The organism is Exiguobacterium sp. s160 (genome assembly GCF_018617575.1).
GTDB lineage: Bacteria > Bacillota > Bacilli > Exiguobacteriales > Exiguobacteriaceae > Exiguobacterium > Exiguobacterium aestuarii_A.
This window is the reverse complement of the sequence record NZ_JACSKK010000007.1, coordinates 1-19,016: the sequence shown is the minus strand read 5'-3', so window position 1 is coordinate 19,016 and position 19,016 is coordinate 1. Positions and strand designations below refer to the sequence as shown.

16 protein-coding genes are annotated in these 19,016 nt (G+C 46.0%); 8 read left to right on the top strand and 8 right to left on the bottom strand.

Annotated features, from left to right (window positions below; translation table 11 throughout):
• Positions 1 to 35: 35 nt before the first annotated feature.
• The 4 genes from noc to mnmE form a co-directional block, all read right to left on the bottom strand.
• Positions 36 to 920: a nucleoid occlusion protein gene (noc, locus tag KNO86_RS11980; protein WP_214696515.1), complete on the bottom strand. Its 885-nt coding sequence runs from the start codon at positions 918 to 920 to the stop codon at positions 36 to 38.
• 80 nt (positions 921 to 1,000) lie between these two features.
• Entirely contained in the window at positions 1,001 to 1,717 is a 717-nt protein-coding gene (rsmG, locus tag KNO86_RS11975) for a 16S rRNA (guanine(527)-N(7))-methyltransferase RsmG (RefSeq protein WP_214696505.1), read from the bottom strand.
• Between the two features lie 4 nt (positions 1,718 to 1,721).
• Positions 1,722 to 3,608 (bottom strand): tRNA uridine-5-carboxymethylaminomethyl(34) synthesis enzyme MnmG, encoded by a 1,887-nt coding sequence (gene mnmG, locus KNO86_RS11970; RefSeq protein WP_214696498.1) that lies wholly within the window; start codon positions 3,606 to 3,608, stop codon positions 1,722 to 1,724.
• A gap of 15 nt (positions 3,609 to 3,623) precedes the next feature.
• Positions 3,624 to 5,003, bottom strand: coding sequence for a tRNA uridine-5-carboxymethylaminomethyl(34) synthesis GTPase MnmE (mnmE, locus tag KNO86_RS11965; RefSeq protein ID WP_214696496.1), 1,380 nt, complete (start codon positions 5,001 to 5,003; stop codon positions 3,624 to 3,626).
• A gap of 170 nt (positions 5,004 to 5,173) precedes the next feature.
• Between mnmE and KNO86_RS11960 the strand changes: the two genes are divergently transcribed.
• Positions 5,174 to 5,926, top strand: a complete 753-nt coding sequence (locus tag KNO86_RS11960) for a nucleotidyltransferase domain-containing protein (RefSeq protein ID WP_214696494.1) — start codon at positions 5,174 to 5,176, stop codon at positions 5,924 to 5,926.
• A gap of 18 nt (positions 5,927 to 5,944) precedes the next feature.
• Here the strand turns inward: KNO86_RS11960 and KNO86_RS11955 are convergent, their stop codons facing one another.
• From KNO86_RS11955 to rpmH, 4 genes are all read right to left on the bottom strand, one after another.
• Positions 5,945 to 6,490, bottom strand: a complete 546-nt coding sequence (locus tag KNO86_RS11955) for an HdeD family acid-resistance protein (protein ID WP_214696492.1) — start codon at positions 6,488 to 6,490, stop codon at positions 5,945 to 5,947.
• A 101-nt stretch (positions 6,491 to 6,591) separates the two neighbouring features.
• Complete coding sequence (gene yidC, locus KNO86_RS11950; protein WP_214696490.1) at positions 6,592 to 7,452, bottom strand: membrane protein insertase YidC; 861 nt, start codon at positions 7,450 to 7,452, stop codon at positions 6,592 to 6,594.
• A gap of 105 nt (positions 7,453 to 7,557) precedes the next feature.
• Entirely contained in the window at positions 7,558 to 7,902 is a 345-nt protein-coding gene (gene rnpA / locus KNO86_RS11945; protein WP_147537828.1) for a ribonuclease P protein component, read from the bottom strand.
• 154 nt (positions 7,903 to 8,056) lie between these two features.
• Positions 8,057 to 8,191: a 50S ribosomal protein L34 gene (gene rpmH, locus KNO86_RS11940; protein ID WP_015880216.1), complete on the bottom strand. Its 135-nt coding sequence runs from the start codon at positions 8,189 to 8,191 to the stop codon at positions 8,057 to 8,059.
• A gap of 764 nt (positions 8,192 to 8,955) precedes the next feature.
• Here rpmH and dnaA point away from each other — a divergent pair.
• The 7 genes from dnaA (at position 8,956) to KNO86_RS11905 (ending at position 18,748) form a co-directional block, all read left to right on the top strand.
• Positions 8,956 to 10,335: a chromosomal replication initiator protein DnaA gene (dnaA, locus tag KNO86_RS11935; RefSeq protein ID WP_214696488.1), complete on the top strand. Its 1,380-nt coding sequence runs from the start codon at positions 8,956 to 8,958 to the stop codon at positions 10,333 to 10,335.
• A 193-nt stretch (positions 10,336 to 10,528) separates the two neighbouring features.
• Entirely contained in the window at positions 10,529 to 11,668 is a 1,140-nt protein-coding gene (gene dnaN, locus KNO86_RS11930) for a DNA polymerase III subunit beta (RefSeq protein ID WP_026824743.1), read from the top strand.
• Positions 11,669 to 11,794: 126 nt separating this feature from the next.
• Positions 11,795 to 12,010, top strand: a complete 216-nt coding sequence (gene yaaA / locus KNO86_RS11925; protein ID WP_015880213.1) for a S4 domain-containing protein YaaA — start codon at positions 11,795 to 11,797, stop codon at positions 12,008 to 12,010.
• A 1-nt stretch (position 12,011) separates the two neighbouring features.
• Positions 12,012 to 13,130, top strand: a complete 1,119-nt coding sequence (gene recF, locus KNO86_RS11920) for a DNA replication/repair protein RecF (RefSeq protein ID WP_074034078.1) — start codon at positions 12,012 to 12,014, stop codon at positions 13,128 to 13,130.
• 49 nt (positions 13,131 to 13,179) lie between these two features.
• Positions 13,180 to 15,108, top strand: a complete 1,929-nt coding sequence (gene gyrB, locus KNO86_RS11915) for a DNA topoisomerase (ATP-hydrolyzing) subunit B (RefSeq protein ID WP_214696486.1) — start codon at positions 13,180 to 13,182, stop codon at positions 15,106 to 15,108.
• Between the two features lie 22 nt (positions 15,109 to 15,130).
• A complete protein-coding gene (gene gyrA, locus KNO86_RS11910; protein WP_214696483.1) occupies positions 15,131 to 17,701 on the top strand; it encodes a DNA gyrase subunit A in 2,571 nt (856 codons plus the stop codon).
• Positions 17,702 to 17,758: 57 nt separating this feature from the next.
• Entirely contained in the window at positions 17,759 to 18,748 is a 990-nt protein-coding gene (locus KNO86_RS11905) for an HD-GYP domain-containing protein (protein WP_214696481.1), read from the top strand.
• Positions 18,749 to 19,016: the final 268 nt, after the last annotated feature.

The following is a 19,016-nucleotide window of genomic DNA, read 5'->3' as shown; positions in this document are numbered from 1 at the left end:
TACAAACCTCCTTCATCGTATGAAAAAGCACGGACTCATTTTTGAGGCCGCGCTTTCGGGATGCGAATTCGAATTTCAACAAATTCCTCTTCGTCTACTTCTTCAGTTTGGACATCAATCCCTGTTTTCCCAATCAAATCGATTGAGTCACGAATCGTATTGATGGCGATTCGCGTATCGCGCGCAAAACTTTTTGTCCGGCGACGTTGTTTTTTCGGTTTACGCTTTTCTTCTTCAATCGGCGTTGTCAAAAAGGCGACTCTTTCTTCCGTCTCTTTAACATTATAATCCTGTTCCAACACTTCAACGAGCACTTGGAGCTGTAATCCCTCTTCTTTTAACGGTAACAGCGCACGTGCGTGTCGTTCGTTGATGCGACGATCGCGAAGCGACTGCTTCACATCCTCAGGCAATTTCAACAGTCGCAATTTATTCGCAATCGTAGACTGGCTCTTCCCCAGACTCTTCGCTAATGCATCCTGTGTCAAGCCGTTCAAGCCGAGTAACCGGTCGTATGCTTCCGCCTCTTCAATTGGACTCAACTGCTCCCGTTGCAAGTTTTCAATCAATGCGAGCGCAGCCGTCGTATCGTCATCCATATCGCGAACGATTGCTGGAATCGCTGACCAGCCGAGCGATTTCACGGCTCGGAAACGACGCTCCCCGGCGATGATTTCATAGCAGTCCCCGTCTGCCTTTCGAACCACGATCGGTTGAAGCAATCCATGTTCCGAAATCGTCGTTGCCAACTCTTCAATTTTAGCCGGTTCGAACACTTTACGCGGTTGATATCGGTTCGGACGCAATCGTGACAACGAGAGCTCCTGTACCGTGTCATCCGCTCGAACTTCTGCAATCTGCGTCACGGCAACTTCGTCTTTTCGATTCACACCGAACAATTTCGCAAATCTATTCTTCAACGTCGGGCACCCCTTTTATGTAAAAAAATAAGCAGACTCCACCACTGGAATCTGCTTTTGTTTCACGTGAAACGACATCATCAGATAAGTGGCTCTTTCGCCGGTGTCCCCGCCTTACGCGGATATTTCCCGGGCGTTTTTCGTAGTTTATCTACAACTACGATATTACGCTCACTCATCTCTCCTGGCAATAGGAACTGGTGTGTCGCTTTTTCTTTCCCGCCAAGGACAGCCAACGCATTTTGGGCGTCTTTCATCTCATCAGATACTTTCGCCGCTTTCAGCGCGACAAAGTTTCCGCCTACTTTTGCGAGTGGCAAGCAGTACTCAGCCAACACCGTCATGCGGGCTACCGCACGTGCTGTGACGACATCAAACTGTTCGCGGAATTTTTTGTTCTTCCCAAACTCTTCGGCACGTCCATGATGGAACGCGACACCTTCAAGTCCAAGGGCGAGCGCCAACTCATTCAAGAACGTGATGCGTTTGTTCAATGAATCGATGATCGTGACATGTAAGTGCGGGAATAAAATCTTGAGAGGGAGACTCGGGAATCCGGCACCCGCTCCGACATCACATACCGTTTCGACTTTCGTGAAATCGAAATGGAACGCTGCGCTGAGCGAATCGTAAAAGTGCTTCAAATACACTTCCTCTTTGTCCGTGATGGCCGTCAAGTTCATTTTTTCGTTCCATTCAACAAGCATCTCGAAATAGCGCTTGAACTGAGCGAGTTGTGTCTCGTTCAGTTCAAACCCTTTCGCCCGTAACGCTTCAATAAATTGAGATTCGTTCATCGTTTCACTCCACCGTCGCATATTGTCCTTGTTCGATATAGACGAGCAAGATTGACACGTCTGCAGGGTTTACACCTGAGATTCGTGATGCTTGTCCGATCGAAAGTGGACGAACTTGTTTTAATTTTTGTTTCGCTTCTGTCGCAAGACCGCCGATTGCATCGTAATCCAAGTTTTCTGGAATCCGTTTTGCTTCCATGCGACGCATCTTCTCGACTTGTTCGAGCTGTTTTGAGATATAGCCTTCATACTTCACTTGAATCTCGACTTGCTCTTTCACTTCGAACGACAACTCGTCCGTAGATGGGACGACCGTCATGAGTGCCTCATACGTCACTTCTGGACGTTTCAACAAAATGTTCGCATGTGTCGCTTCTTTCAGCGGGTGTGCACCGACCGATTCAAGCATCGCATTCACTTCAGGCGTCGGTTTGACGACAAGTGATGCAAGTCGCTTCACTTCTTTTTCAATCGCTTCACGCTTCTCATTGAGATGTGCATGGCGTTCTTCTGAAAGTAAGCCGATCTCATGCCCGATGTCGCTGAGACGTAAATCTGCATTGTCATGACGCAACAAGAGGCGATACTCAGCACGCGATGTGAGGAGACGATATGGTTCGTTCGTTCCTTTCGTCACGAGGTCATCGATTAAGACACCGATGTATGCTTGAGAGCGGTCAAGGATGACAGGGTCTTTACCGAGCACTTTGCATGCGGCGTTGATTCCCGCCATGATTCCTTGTCCAGCTGCTTCTTCGTAGCCGCTCGTCCCGTTGATTTGCCCTGCTGTAAAGAGTCCTGGAACTGCCTTTGTTTCAAGAGTCGGCCAAAGTTGCGTCGGTACGACCGCATCATACTCAATCGCATAACCTGGACGCATCATCTCTGACTTTTCAAGACCTGGAATCGTCCGAAGCATCTGATGTTGAACGTCTTCTGGCATACTCGTCGAGAAACCTTGAACGTATACTTCTTCCGTATCGCGACCTTCTGGTTCTAAGAAGATTTGGTGACGTGGTTTGTCATTGAAACGGACGACTTTATCTTCAATCGATGGACAGTAACGTGGTCCTGTTCCTTTGATTGCACCCGAATACATCGGTGAACGGTGTAAGTTCTCATCAATCAATTGATGTGTACGTTCACTCGTATACGTGAGCCAGCAAGGGATTTGTTCAATTGGATTCAAGTCAGTCGACGTGTACGAGAAGAATGATGGATTCTCGTCTCCAGGCTGAATCTCAGTCTTCGAGTAATCGATTGTTTTCCCATCGATTCGTGGCGGTGTCCCTGTTTTGAATCGAACTAAATCGAGGCCGAGTTCTTCTAAATGTTTTGAAAGCTCGACCGATGGCATTTGGTTGTTTGGACCACTTTCGTATGCCAATTCACCGATGATGATTTGACCACGCATGAACGTTCCCGTCGTGACGATGACTGCTTTCGCGCGATATTCTGAACCCGTGTTCGTTACCACGCCACGAACTTCTCCGTCTTCGACGAGCAATCGTTCAACAAGTGCCTGACGAAGCAATAGATTCGGCTCGTCTTCTAGCACTTTCTTCATATGATTTTGATATTGGAATTTGTCCGCCTGTGCACGTAGTGCACGTACCGCTGGACCTTTCGACGTGTTGAGCATCTTCATTTGGATGTACGTCGCATCAATCGCACGACCCATTTCTCCGCCGAGTGCGTCGATTTCACGTACGACAATCCCTTTCGCCGGTCCACCGATTGACGGGTTACAATACATGAACCCGACCATATCAGGGTTCATCGTCAGCATCGCTGTTTTGGCACCCATCCGAGCCGATGCGAGTGCCGCTTCAATCCCTGCGTGTCCGGCCCCGATGACGATTACGTCATATTCGCCTGCCGTATAAGCCATATTTGTTCCTCCTTATTATTTCCCAAGACAAAACTGTGAAAAGAGCTGATCAATCAAGCTCTCTTGTACGGTATCTCCATTGATTTCACCGAGCGTATCCCATGCCCGACGTAAATCGATTTGGACCATATCGATTGGCATATTCATGACAGCACTACCGAGTGCCTCATCAATTTGACCAATCGTTCGTTTGATTAATTGAATGTGTCGAGCGTTTGAGATATATGTCATATCTTGTGACTCGACGCCTTTTGCAAAGAAGAGGTTCGCAATCGCCGCTTCAAGTGCATCGATTCCCTCATCTAGTAAGAGCGACGTCGCCACGATTGGTCGGCCTGCCGCTAGTTTCTCTAGCTTAGAAGAATCCATGTTTTGTGGCAAGTCTGTCTTGTTGATGATGATGATGGCATTCATCCCTTTGACGGCCTCAAACAACGCCTCATCTTCGACAGTTAGCCCTTCATGTCCGTTCAAGACGAGAAGGACCAAGTCCGCTGCTTCTAACGCCTTCCTCGATTTTTCTACGCCGATGCGTTCAACGATATCTTCTGTCTCGCGAATACCGGCGGTGTCCACCAACTTGAGCGGAACACCTTTCACGTTGACATATTCCTCGATCGTGTCACGTGTCGTCCCGGCAATCTCCGTGACAATCGCTTTCGTCTCCTGCACAAGCGTATTCATGAGTGAAGATTTTCCGACGTTCGGTCGCCCGATGATTGCCGTCGCCAAACCTTCGCGCAAGATTTTTCCTTGTCGCGCCGTCTCGAGCAATTGCTCCAAGATTCGTTTGACTTCGCCTGCCTTCTCTTCGACGATCGCTTGTGTCATCTCTTCGGCGTCATACTCCGGATAGTCAATATTGACCTCGACTGCCGCAATCGTCTCAAGCAGTTGTTGACGCAATTCGCGAACGAGTCGTGACAAACGTCCTTCCATTTGAGACATGGCCACATTCATCGCCCGATCCGTTTTCGCACGAATCAAGTCCATAACCGCTTCGGCTTGTGATAAATCGATTCGGCCATTTAAAAAGGCGCGTTTCGTGAACTCGCCCGGTTCTGCTAAGCGGATGTCGGGTTGGTCGAGAATGAGTTCTAGCACACGATTGACCGCCACGACGCCTCCGTGACAATTGATTTCGACGACGTCTTCTCGTGTAAACGTCTTTGGTGCTCGCATGATACTGACCATGACTTCATCGACGACTTCGCCCGTATCAGGACATTTTAATGTTCCATAATGAATGGTATGTGAATCGACCTGTGTTAAGTCTTTTCCAGAAAACACATTGTTCACCGTTTCGACCGCCAAATCGCCTGATAATCGGACGATTCCAATGGCACCTTCACCCATCGGCGTCGAAATCGCTGTAATCGTGTCAAACTCTAGCATCTTTCTCCCTCCAAACCTAAACCATCTTCTTCTATCATATGCATAACGAACCTACTATACACGATATTCGACTTGAACGAAAGAGTTCACCCGTCGATGAAGTCATTGCAGTTCCTATCATTATTTTCGTACAATAAAGGAATATATTGACAGAGACGAGAGGGATGAACATGAAGCAACAGGAAGCGATTCAACTCATTACGGAACGATTAAAACAGGATGAGGCAGTTCAAGCAATTTTTTTGAAAGGCTCTTTCGGCAGGGGAGAAGCCGATGAGCATTCAGATATCGACCTTTATGTCATGGTGCACCCCGATGAGGAGGCCTCCTTTCTATCTAGACGCCTCGAGCATTTAAACGCCTACCGTCCGATTCTGTTAAAAGACGAGATTCACATCGTTGCGCCACAACTCATCGTCGTATTCGACGATTTTCTTCACCTCGACCTGTTCACGGTCACGCAAGATACGTTGAACCATCAAGACTCGATTCATGTGATCTACGACCCACAACAGCGACTTGCTAGACACGCCACTTCCTTGGAGTTAGACGAAGCAGCAATCAGTGACCATGCCTTCGACACCGTTTGGTTCTTTTTCCAATATACGAAATCAAGAAATCGCGGTAACGACATTTGGGCAGCCGAAATGCTTCGTCAAGGAATGGTCCATTTTGCATATGTGTTAGCCGCTCACCATACACCGGATCGGGCTTCCCTCGGTTTAAAGGATATGACGCAGCGACAAGAAATCGACCTACATCCATTTTATAATCAATTGACCCCAGCGAATCATGAAAAAGCCGCCCGACTCTACATCGAGCGACTTAAAGAAGAACACCCTTTCTTCCAATCCTTATTCGGCTACAATGTGTTCGGATCGTTTATGGAACAGTTGCTTCAACGAGAAACAAACCGCCCTTGAAAGAGGACGGTTTGTTTTTTAGTAACGTGCTTGTCGTTTCGTCGAACGAATCGTGAAATAGAGGAACAATTCTAGAATTGCAATGGCGATGAGGATTCCACCGAAAAGCTGGAATAGGACAAGTAGGCTACTGAACGGATTTGTCAACATGAGAATCCCGACACCAATCCACAATAGACTGCCAATCAAAAACCAGAGCCATCGTCCTGCCATCGATTGACGGTAACCGAGCGCCTGAATGAGGCGAATGATTCCTCCAAATAAAAACAGCGCCCCGATTAAAATCGGGAGTAGACTAGCCAGCGTCTCGGCGAAGAAAAAGACGACCGTTGCCAAAATCAAATAGATGAGACCCATAAAGAAAGCTGGCGGTAATCCGCCTTGTCGTCTGCGAACTCCCTGAAAGATCATCCATATGCCCATGATCGCCAAGTATCCAGCAATCACGTACACCATGACATCAAAGAAAAATCGAGGGTACAGTAGAATAAGAACACCGAGCACAAAGTAAAGGATTGCTTGCCATAACGTCGAACGTTCTACACGATGAATAAATGCCTCCATGTTTCCACACCTCCATTTACCCGTTTCTTTCATTATTCCCGTCTTCTCGACATACAATCCCACAAAAAAAGCTGAGTGTCAGAAGACACCCAGCCTAACGATTATTTACGTTTTTTCTTTTTGTTTTTCTTCTCTTCTTCAGCAAGCGCTGCACGCTCTGCTTCTTTCGCAGCGATTTTCGCTTCTGCTGCAACCTTCATCTTCTCACGCATCGGAAGCATGATTGCCATCGTGACGATGATTGAGATGATATAACCGACTACCCAGTACAATGAGAGCGCGGCTGGAAGGTTGATCGACATGATGAAAATCATGACCGGGAAGATGTAAAGCATCATCTTCAATTGTGGGTTCTGTTCTTGACCCGCCATTGAGATTTTTTGTTGAACGAACGTCAAGATTGCCGCTAAAATCGGCAAGATGAACGTTGGGTCCGGAGCACCGAGGTCGAACCATAAGAAGTCCGCTTCGAAAATCTCAGGAGTACGACGAATCGCATCATAGAACGCGAAGAGAATCGGCATTTGAATCAAGATTGGCAAACAACCTGCGAGCGGGTTGATTTGGTATTCTTGATAAAGTTTCATCATCTCTTCTTGGAGTTTACGTTGTGTTTCTTGGTCTTTTGAGCTGTACTTCTCACGAAGCTTCAACATTTCCGGTTGCAAGACTTGCATCGCACCCATACTCTTCGTCTGCTTGATCATGAGCGGGAGAATCAACAAACGAACAATGATTGTCGCGATGATGATTGAAATCCCATATTGCCATGGGCCACCGACTAAATAAGCAACTTCCTTCAAGAGCCATGCGAGCGGCCATACAAAGTACTTCGCCCAGAAACCTTCTGTGTCAGCCGTGATTGGTTCGGCTTGGATGGTAGACGGATCCACACAGCCTGCCATCAGCATAATGACCGCAGTCATGGCAGCGAGTAATCCTAATTTTAGCTTTTTGCTCATAGTTCCTCCTACGCTTTCTTTATCAATTCTTTTTTAACGCACACGTCGATCGGGCAATCTTATAAGACTCTGATTATATGAGAGAACAAATTCAGATTGTCATGGTCACCGGCTTTGTTTTTGCCAAACCTTTGCTCGTTTGAATACGTGTTTCAAACTCTCGGTCACTTCCGACTGCGTCAATGCGGTCGCAGGCTTCCGGGCGATGATCACATAATCATTCGGCGCAACGTTCGGTTCAAGCAAGCGAAGCGACTCACGCATCAATCGTTTCATGCGGTTTCGTTCTACAGCATTTCCAAGCTTTTTGCTGACAGAAAGACCCACTCTGAAATGCGTTTGATCCGCTTTGAGCGTGTAGACGACAAACTGACGATTGGCCACGGAGCGTCCTTCGCGAAACACCGCTTGGAACTCTTCATTCTTTTGCAGGCGGTATTCTTTTTTCAAAATTCTCACTCCATCCTTCGCTTCAAAAATCGTCAACTAACATCATATCATATCCGCATCATTTGAACGAGGGAGAATCCATGAAATGCTACGTTTCTGTGACAAACTAAAAAATTGCCCGAGGAAAGGATCCCCGGGCAATCTTCATTCGAAATTATACAGTCAAGGCTTTACGGCCTTTACGACGACGAGCAGCAAGAATGTTGCGACCGTTTTTAGTCGCCATGCGTGCACGGAATCCGTGAACTTTCTTACGCTTACGGTTGTTAGGGTTGAAAGTTGGTTTCATGGTTACAGCACCTCCTCAAGATTAACGCTCTATTAGCAAGTTATAGTTTCATTTAAGGCAGTCTTTAAGATTATATAAATCGAATCAACAATTGTCAATGTATTTTCGAACGGTTTTCGAATCGGGGAGATCACGTGATTGAGAGGTGTCATTTAGGATCGTTTAACTTTGTCTAGAACGGCTTGTATGGAACCAGATTGATACGAAACCTTTACGTATTTCTTAAACGGTCTTTATAAATAGCGATGTTGAGCCATTTTATCCACATATTCACGAAGTTATCCACATTTATATGTGAATAACTCTTCTTTTTTCATGTCTAAATTCTTTATTTTTTCATTTTCTTCTTTTACAAAAACTTTCTCTCAATTCACTTCCTCCTCTTTTGTGCATAACTTTTTCAGTGACCTTTCTATCCAAACCCCTTTATCCACAACATATCCACAGTTTATCCACAAAACACACAGCATGTGGATAAGTGGGTGTGGATACTTTTCTTTGTCTGTGGATAAATACCGAAAAGCATTGCCACGTCTATTTTATTTTGCTAAACTGAATGTGCACAAACTTGTGGATGAACAATTCGTGATTCCGAGATATACACAGGCTGTGGATAAGTGTTATCCCCATAATGAACACCATGTGGATAACTTTATCCACAGTTTTTGTTCTTTGGGGATAACCCTAGTTTCTACTATAGAATAGTGTATGTGTATATCGTGTGAATAAGTTTTACCAAACATGTGAGTAAAGGAGGTCTTTCATTGAAGAATGCTCGCGAGATTTGGAGAAACGTTTTATCTGTGATTGAAGAAGAGGAACGAACTCCAAAAGCTAGTTTTGACATGTGGTTGAAATCAACCGAAGGGGTATCACTGATGGGAACGACACTCGTTGTGTCGGCACCGGCCAGTTTTATCGTTACGTGGTTAGAGCGACAGTACTTGTCACTTTTACAAGATACGGTCGAAGAAATCACAAACAATAAGCTCGAAATTCATTTTATTGAAGAATCTCAAGCACACAAGTATGCTCCAGCGGATGGATCGTCACAAGAATCCATTGCCGTGACGGAAACAAGGGAACAGCCTTTACCATTACCTTCAAAAGAGGAAGGGGATCTCGGACAGCTGAATGACAAATATATCTTCGAGACGTTTGTCATCGGATCGGGGAACCGATTTGCCCACGCCGCATCACTCGCTGTCGCTGAAGCACCGGCACGTGCATATAACCCGCTATTCATTTACGGGGGAGTCGGACTCGGGAAAACGCATTTGATGCATGCGATTGGTCATTACGTAAAAGGACAAAAACCAGGAGCTCGGATTGCGTACGTCTCTTCTGAAAAGTTTACGAATGAATTCATCAACTCTATTCGAGACAATAAAACAGGCGAGTTCCGTAATCGCTATCGGAACATCGATGTGTTGCTGATTGATGATATTCAGTTCTTGGCAGGAAAAGAACAAACGCAGGAAGAGTTTTTCCACACTTTCAATGCGCTACACAATGATCAGAAACAAATCGTCATTTCAAGCGACCGACCACCAAAAGAAATTCCGACGTTAGAAGATCGCCTACGTTCGCGTTTCGAATGGGGACTCATTACGGATATCACACCACCTGACCTCGAGACACGAATTGCGATTCTCCGTAAAAAGGCGACTGCTGAAGGTCTCGATATCTCAAACGAGGTCATGCTTTATATTGCGAATCAAATCGATACGAACATTCGTGAGCTAGAAGGGGCATTGACACGCGTTGTCGCTTACGCAAAACTAGTTGGGCGACCGATTGACCCAGACGTAGCAGCAGAAGCGCTTCATAACATCATGCCGGTCCAGGAAGCGAAGAAGATCGTCATTCGTGACATTCAAGAAATCGTCGGTCAACACTTCAACATTCAAGTAGAAGAGTTGAACTCGAAAAAACGCACAAAAACGTTGGCATTCCCACGTCAAATCGCGATGTACCTATCTCGTGAGATGACGGAGAGTTCATTACCGAAAATCGGGGAAGAGTTTGGAGGGCGTGATCATACGACTGTGATTCATGCACATGAGAAAATCAGCACGCTTCTGAAAAACGATGTGGAAATGCAAGAGACGATTCAAACGTTGAAAAAAGCACTGTCTAACTGATGACGGATTCTCTGTGGATATCCTGTGGATAAACCACCTTAGTTATCCACAAGTTATTCACAGGCGAAATGGCTTCATACGTATGCTTCAGGGGACTTATCCCCAGTATCCACAGCCCTTATTACTATTATGACTTAATTAATACTATTATTATTAGTAAATGACTCATTTCACCTTAGGAGGAATTATCCACATGCATTTAACGATTCAACGAGATGTATTCATGCAAGCCGTACAAGATGTATCAAAAGCTGTGGCTTCACGAACGACCATTCCAATTTTGACAGGCTTAAAGCTTGAAGCTCATGCGGACGGTTTAACACTGACAGGAAGTGATACTGAAATTTCGATTGAACGTTTGATCCCAATCGAAGAAGGTGGAATCGAACTCATTCAAATTCAGCGTGCTGGAAGTGTCGTATTAAATGCGCGCTTTTTAGGAGAAATCGTGAAGAAGTTGCCGACGAACGAAGTCACACTCGAAGTGTCACCAAACTTCATGACACGAATTGAGTCTGGCCAGGCAGAATTCCATTTGAACGGTCTCGACCCGGACGAATATCCTCGCCTGCCAGAACTTGCGAGCGACCGTCGTTTCTATCTACCAGCGGATCTCTTGAAGACCATCATCCGTCAGACGAGTTTCGCTGTTTCTTCACAAGAGACACGCCCCGTTCTAACAGGGGTCAACTTCTCTGCTGAGAAAGGCTTCCTCACATGTGTAGCGACAGACAGCCACCGCTTGGCGCTTCGTCGTGCTCGTTTTGAGACAGATAACGACTTGACGTTCCAAAATGTCGTCGTCCCTGGTCGTTCGCTCAACGAGCTCGCTAAATTGCTCGATCGTGAAGAGTTGCCGATTGAAATCGTGCTGACGGACCAGCAGATCTTGTTCCGCATGAAAAACATCTCATTCTTCTCGCGTTTGTTAGACGGGGCGTACCCAGACACGTCACGCCTCATTCCGGAAGAATATCGTACAGCGGTGCGCATGAATGCGAAAGAATTCTTACAAGCCATCGATCGTGCGTCACTCTTAGCACGTGCTGACCGGAACAACGTGATTAAATTTGTCGCGGAAGATACGACAGCAGTCGAAGTATCTTCACATTCACCTGAAGTCGGTAAAGTGTCTGAGCGTGTCAGCATCTTATCGCTTGAAGGGGAAGAATTGAAAATCTCCTTCAACTCTAAATTTGTAATGGATGCGCTTCGTGCGCTCGATGCATCTGAAATCGAAATCCAGTTCACGGGTTCGATGCGACCGTTCATTCTACGACCGGTTGAGCAAGATAGCGTTCTTCAACTGATTTTACCAGTCCGCACATCGTAAGCAGCGGATAGGGATGATGAGGTGTCTGACCTTGTCATCCCTCTTTTTGCCTTATTCGACGATTTTCGATAAACTAATATGTATGGCGATTTTTTCAGATCAGCATGTGAGAAAGGAAGTGACGACATGGAAAAAGTGTCGATTACAACCGAGTATGTAACGCTCGGACAATTTTTAAAATTAGCAGATATCATCTCAAGTGGGGGACAAGCAAAGTTCTTTTTAGAAGATGTCATGATCAAAGTGAACGGTGAGCAGGACCAACGCCGTGGTCGCAAATTGAGAGATGGAGATACAATCGAGGTCGAAGGCTTCGGGGAATATCAAATCGAGGGAAACTGACGTGCATTTAAAGTCGATCCGATTGCAAAATTATCGCAACTACGAAACCCTCGAGCTAGATTTCTCAGAACAGACGAATGTTCTAATTGGTGAGAATGCCCAAGGAAAAACGAATCTTCTCGAATCGATTTACGTACTTGCGCTCGCAAAATCGCATCGGACGACACAAGACCGAGAATTGATCGGTTGGGAAGCTGATGCCGCAAGTATCGAAGGACGGATTCATAAACGCACCGGCGAATCGGTGCAGAGTCTCTCATTTTCTCCTAAAGGAAAAAAAGCAAAGCTCAATCATTTAGAACAACGTCGTCTCAGTGACTATGTCGGCGCATTTAACGTCGTCTTGTTCGCCCCTGAAGACTTAGCCATCGTCAAAGGCAGTCCACAAGGGAGACGGCGATTTTTAGATATGGAAATCGGTCAGGTCAGTCCCGTGTACTTACATGAGCTCAATCAATATTTGAAGACGTTAAAACAGCGAAACGCCTTGTTGAAGCAGTTATCCACAAAGGGTGGGGACGAGACGTTACTCGAAGTATTGACGGACCAATTGATTGAACTCGCCGTGAAGATTGTGATGAGACGCTATCATTTCATCGATCAACTCGAAAAATGGGCTAATCCGATTCATTCTGGGATCACACGTGAGTTAGAGACACTGACGATTCAATACGTTTCTGACACGTTCCAAAAAGAACGTTTCTCAAAAGAACAGATGTTTGAAACGTATCGTCAAAAGTTTGATAAAATAAGAGAGAACGAACGAAGAAGAGGTGTGACCTTATTTGGTCCACATCGTGACGATTTTGAATTGTACGTAAACGATCGAAACGTTCAAACGTTCGGTTCACAAGGTCAGCAACGAACGGCGGCCTTGTCATTGAAGCTAGCTGAAATTGAATTGATTCATGAAGAAGTTGGCGAATATCCTCTTTTGTTATTAGACGATGTGTTATCTGAACTTGACGATCATCGCCAAACCCATCTACTCGATACGATGGGACGAAAAGTACAAACGATTTTGACGACGACAAACATTGATGGAATCGCACATGAAACCATTCAACAAGCCAAAGTGTTTCACGTGAAACAAGGCGAAGTCGAAACAGAATCCGTGTAATCGTGGTAAGAAGGAACACCAAATCATGTATAGTAGGTGAAAATAACCGATGAGTAATGAAAACGAAAAAGAATTGCAAGCGTATGGCGCCGATCAGATTCAAGTTCTTGAAGGCTTAGAGGCTGTTCGTAAACGTCCAGGGATGTATATCGGTTCCACAAGCTCTCGCGGTCTCCACCACTTAGTATGGGAGATTGTCGATAACTCAATCGATGAGGCGCTTGCAGGTTATTGTGACACGATCACAGTGACGGTTGAGCCAGGAAACTCCATCGTTGTCGAAGATAACGGACGTGGGATTCCAGTAGACGTTCAAAAGAAAACAGGCCGACCTGCCGTTGAAGTTATTTTCACGGTATTGCACGCCGGTGGTAAATTCGGCGGTGGCGGATACAAAGTTTCAGGTGGTCTTCACGGTGTAGGGGCGTCGGTTGTTAACGCACTATCGACAAAACTTGAAGTGTTCGTCCGTCGCGACGGCAACGTGTATTATCAATCGTTCAAACGTGGCGTTCCACAAGGTGAACTTGAAATCGTCGGAACGACAGATACGACAGGAACGACTGTCCGCTTCTTCCCGGACGGCGATATCTTCCAAGAAACACTCGAGTATGACTTTGATTTGCTAGCAACACGTCTTCGCGAGCTCGCTTTCTTAAACAAAGGGCTACGGATTGTCGCAAAAGATGATCGTAGCGATGAGACGATTGAACGTAATTATCACTACGAGGGCGGAATTAAGTCTTACGTCGAGCACTTGAACCGTTCGAAGGCATCGATTCATGAAGAGCCTGTGTATGTGCACGGAACGAAAGATGGAATTGAGGTAGAGATTGCCCTTCAGTACAACGAAGGTTTCGCAAGTAACATCTACTCATTCACGAACAACATCCCAACACATGAAGGTGGGACGCACGAGACTGGTTTCAAGACAGCACTCACACGTTCAATCAATGATTATGCGAAGCGATTCGGATTGATGAAGGAGGCCGACGGAAGTCTTTCTGGGGATGATGTCCGTGAAGGATTGACGGCGATCGTTTCCGTCAAACACCCGGCACCTCAGTTTGAAGGACAGACGAAGACGAAACTTGGAAATGCCGATGCTCGTACGGCGACAGATACGTTATTCAGTGACACGTTCGAACAATTCTTGCTCGAGAATCCATCAGTCGGTCGTCTTATTGTCGACAAAGGATTGATGGCAGCACGCGCACGTCTTGCTGCGAAACGCGCACGCGAGATGACACGTCGTAAAGGTATTCTCGAAGTCAGTTCATTACCAGGGAAATTGGCTGACTGTTCGTCGAAAGACGCTTCGAAATCTGAACTATACATCGTTGAGGGTGACTCAGCGGGTGGTTCGGCAAAATCTGGTCGTGACCGTCACTTCCAAGCAATCTTGCCGATTCGAGGGAAAATCATCAACGTCGAGAAAGCACGTCTTGATAAGATTTTAGCCAACCAAGAAGTTCGGACTATTATCACGGCTCTCGGAACAGGGATTGCGGATGAGTTTGATCTATCAAAAGCTCGTTACCATAAACTGATCATCATGACCGATGCCGATGTCGATGGAGCGCACATTCGTACGCTGTTATTGACGTTCTTCTATCGTTACATGCGACCACTCGTGGAGAGTGGATACGTCTATATTGCGCAACCACCGCTCTATGGTGTGAAGCACGGTAAAGAAACAATCTATGTTCAAAACGAGCGAGAGTTACAAGCTACACTTGCACAACTTCCTGAAAACGCACGTTATAGCGTTCAACGTTACAAGGGTCTTGGAGAGATGGATCCTGAACAGTTGTGGAATACGACGATGAACCCGGAAACGCGTTCGATGCTTCGCGTCGATCTTCAAGATGCAATTGAGGCAGATGAGATTTTTGAAACGCTCATGGGTGACAACGTCGAACCACGCCGTGACTTTATTCAATCTCACGCCCATTACGTGAAGAACCTCGATATTTAATAAGAAGGGTAGGCAATAACGAATGGCAGAACAAGAAAATATCAAGGATATAAATATTAGCCAAGAGATGCGAACGTCGTTCATGGACTATGCGATGAGCGTCATCGTATCACGTGCCCTTCCGGACGTGCGAGATGGTTTGAAGCCGGTTCACCGTCGTATTTTGTATGCGATGAACGAGCTCGGAATTCGTGCGGACAAGCCACATAAGAAATCGGCGCGTGTCGTCGGGGACGTGATCGGTAAGTATCACCCACACGGTGACTCTGCCGTTTACGAAACGATGGTTCGTATGGCTCAAGATTTCAGTTATCGTTACGAACTAGTCGACGGTCACGGGAACTTCGGTTCAGTCGATGGCGACTCGGCCGCTGCGATGCGTTATACCGAGGCACGTATGTCTAAGATTGCGATGGAACTCGTACGAGACATTGGCAAAAACACAATCGATTACCAACCAAACTTCGATGGTGAAGAGAAAGAACCGGTTGTTCTTCCGGCTCGCTTCCCGAACTTCCTTGTCAACGGAACGAGCGGGATTGCGGTCGGGATGGCAACGAACGTTCCTCCGCATAACTTGAATGAAGTCATCGATGGGGTGTTGGCTCTTACTCATAACCCGGACATCACGATTGCTGAATTGATGCAACACATCCCAGGCCCTGACTTCCCGACAGCGGGAGAGATTTTGGGACGCAGCGGGATTCGTCGTGCCTATGAAACGGGACGTGGATCGATTACGATGCGTGCGAAAGCCGAAATCGAAACGTTGAAAAACGGTCGTGAACGGATCCTCGTTCATGAAATCCCATATCAAGTCAACAAGGCACGTCTCGTTGAGAAAATTGCCGATTTGGTACGTGATAAAAAAATTGAAGGAATCACAGACTTGCGTGATGAATCCGACCGTAACGGGATGCGGGTCGTCATCGAAGTTCGTCGGGATGCGAATGCGAGTGTCATCTTGAACAACTTGTATAAGCAAACGCCGATGCAGACGACGTTCGGAGTGAACATGCTTGCCCTCGTAGGCGGTCGCCCGAAAACGTTGAACATCAAACAAGCCATCTATTACTACATCGAACACCAAAAAGAAGTCGTACGTCGTCGTACGCAATTCGATTTGGATAAAGCCGAAGCACGTGCCCACATCTTAGAGGGACTTCGTGTTGCGCTTGATCACTTGGATGAAGTCATCGCCATCATTCGTAGTACACGTACTGGTGACGAGGCGCGTGAGAAGTTGATTGCTCGCTTTGGACTTTCTACTGAGCAAACGCAAGCGATTTTAGATATGCGTCTCCAACGATTGACTGGTTTGGAGCGTGAGAAAATCGAAGGCGAATACCGTGAAGTGAAAGCGTTGATCGAGGAACTTCGTGCGATTCTTGGTGATGAGGAGTTGCTTCTCGACATCATTCGCAACGAGTTGCTTGAAATCAAAGAGCGGTATGGTGATGCACGTCGTACGGTGATTCGTACAGATATCGTTGAACTTGAGGATGAAGATTTAATCCCGGTTCGTGACATGATGATCACGTTAACGAGCGAAGGTTACATCAAGTCAATTCCATCCGATTCATACCGCGCACAGCGTCGGGGTGGACGTGGGAAACAAGGTATGGGAACGAACGATGAAGACTTCGTACTTCGTTTGCTGTCAGCCTCGACACACGATACGATTCTCTTCTTTACGAACTTCGGTCGTGTCTTCCGTCTTAAAGGATATGAAATTCCTGAGATGAGTCGTACCGCAAAAGGAATGCCAATCATTAACTTGCTTCAAATTGATAAAGGTGAAAAAGTTGAAACGATGATTCCTGTCGATTTCAATAGTTACCTGGCAAACCAAACGGTGGCAGAAGATGCGCAAAATGAATCGGAAGAAGAAGTGGCAGATGAGCAATTGTCTCTTGTCTTCATTACAAAAGAAGGTTTGATTAAGCGTTCACCACTCTCGGCATACGCTCGAATCAACAAAAACGGTCTTCGTGCCATCAGCTTGAATGAAACAGATGAGCTCGTCACCGTCCGCCTTGCGAAGAGCGATGATGAAATGTTGATTGTCACTCGCCAAGGAATGTCGATTCGTTTCCCTCTCGAAGGAGAAGTTCGATCGATGGGACGTACGGCACGTGGTGTTCGTGCAATTCGTTTGAAGAAAGACGATGATTTAGTCGTCTCAATGGAAATCGTTCGCACAACGCAAGACGTCTTGATTATCACTGAAAAAGGATTCGGGAAACGTACGGCTATGGAGCAGTTCCGTACACAAGGTCGTGGCGGTTCCGGAATCATTGGAATTAAGACAGATCGTGGAACAGTCGTGGGTATGCGTGTTGTTGATGAAGATGATGACATCATGTTGATGACTGAACACGGCGTTGCGATTCGAATCGATTCGCAAACTATCTCTCAGATGGGTCGAAGCACACGTGGTGTGAAAGTGATGAACATTGAAGATGGCGATCGTCTAGCGACTATCGCAAAATTGAAAAAAGATGAGTTAGAAGAGGAATCAGCAGTCGATTTGGAGAATGGGTTTGAGGTAGAAGCACCTGAAGCCGACGAATCGTCTGATGTGAATGAGTAAGACGAGAGGTCGAACGGTGTTTCCGTTCGACCTTTTTCATATATAGGAGGGATTCGCGTGCGTTTGAACTTATCCGCTGTACATGTTGGTATGACGTTATTGTCACCCGTTTCTTCCTTAGAGGCAGGAATTCATTTAACAAATGAACATCTACGTTTGCTCCGTTTCTTAAAGATTGAAGCAATTGATGTTGCACCCGTTGAACAATTCATCTTCACTTCTATAGAAGAAAAGCTTCTTTGCGAACAGGTTCTACAATATGAGAAACATTATAATCAGTGGGAAGAGCGAATCGCCCCGAATCCTTACGAAGGTTTAGAATTCATTCATCAACTATTTCGTCAGGAACTCCCGCTTTCAGCAGTTGTTCATTTTTTTACGCATCAACCTTTGCGAAAAAACCATGTCATCTACCATGCGATTTATCGAGCACTCGTCGCACGCGCCTTATCGAAATATCGAGGGGATGAGCACCAACTTCAATTTGATTACGGAATTGCTTCTTATTTCGCTGATGCAAGTTACGCTAAAATTCGAAAATGGTCTCATATGCGTTATTTCACAAAAATGGAAAGGGAGCTACTATACCAACACCCACTCGTCTCGGCAGCGATGCTTCCAAGTAACCAAACGCTACGAGGGCGTGTCTATCAATTGATCACAGAGCATCACGAACGTCTAGATGGATCCGGTTTTCCAAAACGTCTAACCGAGCGGGAGCTGAATCCCGCATCTCCTCTATTTATTGTCGCTGATCGATTCTGTCAGTTAACCGCACCTCGAACGTTTCGAAAACCACTTTCGCCAGAAGAAGCATACTTCTATATGTGGCAGAATAAAGCCTATGACGAGGAGGCCTTGTCGCTTCTCGCTACGTTGCTCGGATTTTATGAAATCGGTCGAACCGTTTTATTGAGTAGCGGAGTGCGGGGAAAGATTCACGCCTATACGAATCATATTGAGCGACCTATTGTTATAGAAGATACGGATGAGACTGAATATGATTTATCGCGTTTGGCTGAAGTGAAAATTGTATCGTTTCAATAAGAAGAGACTGGCGATTCCTCTCATCAAAAATGAGAGGAATCGTCTTTATTTATTCTTTTTTAAAAAACTTTATTTTTATAGTTGACGAATATAAAGTCAGATGCTATTATAAATGAGTCGCTAAGAGCGGCAGACGAACTTTGAAAACTGAACGATGAGGCAAAAATAAGTTTTACAATTTTTTGAATGAAGCGCAAGCTTCGTCAATTTAAGAGCTATATCAAATTCTTTGGAGAGTTTGATCCTGGCTCAGGACGAACGCTGGCGG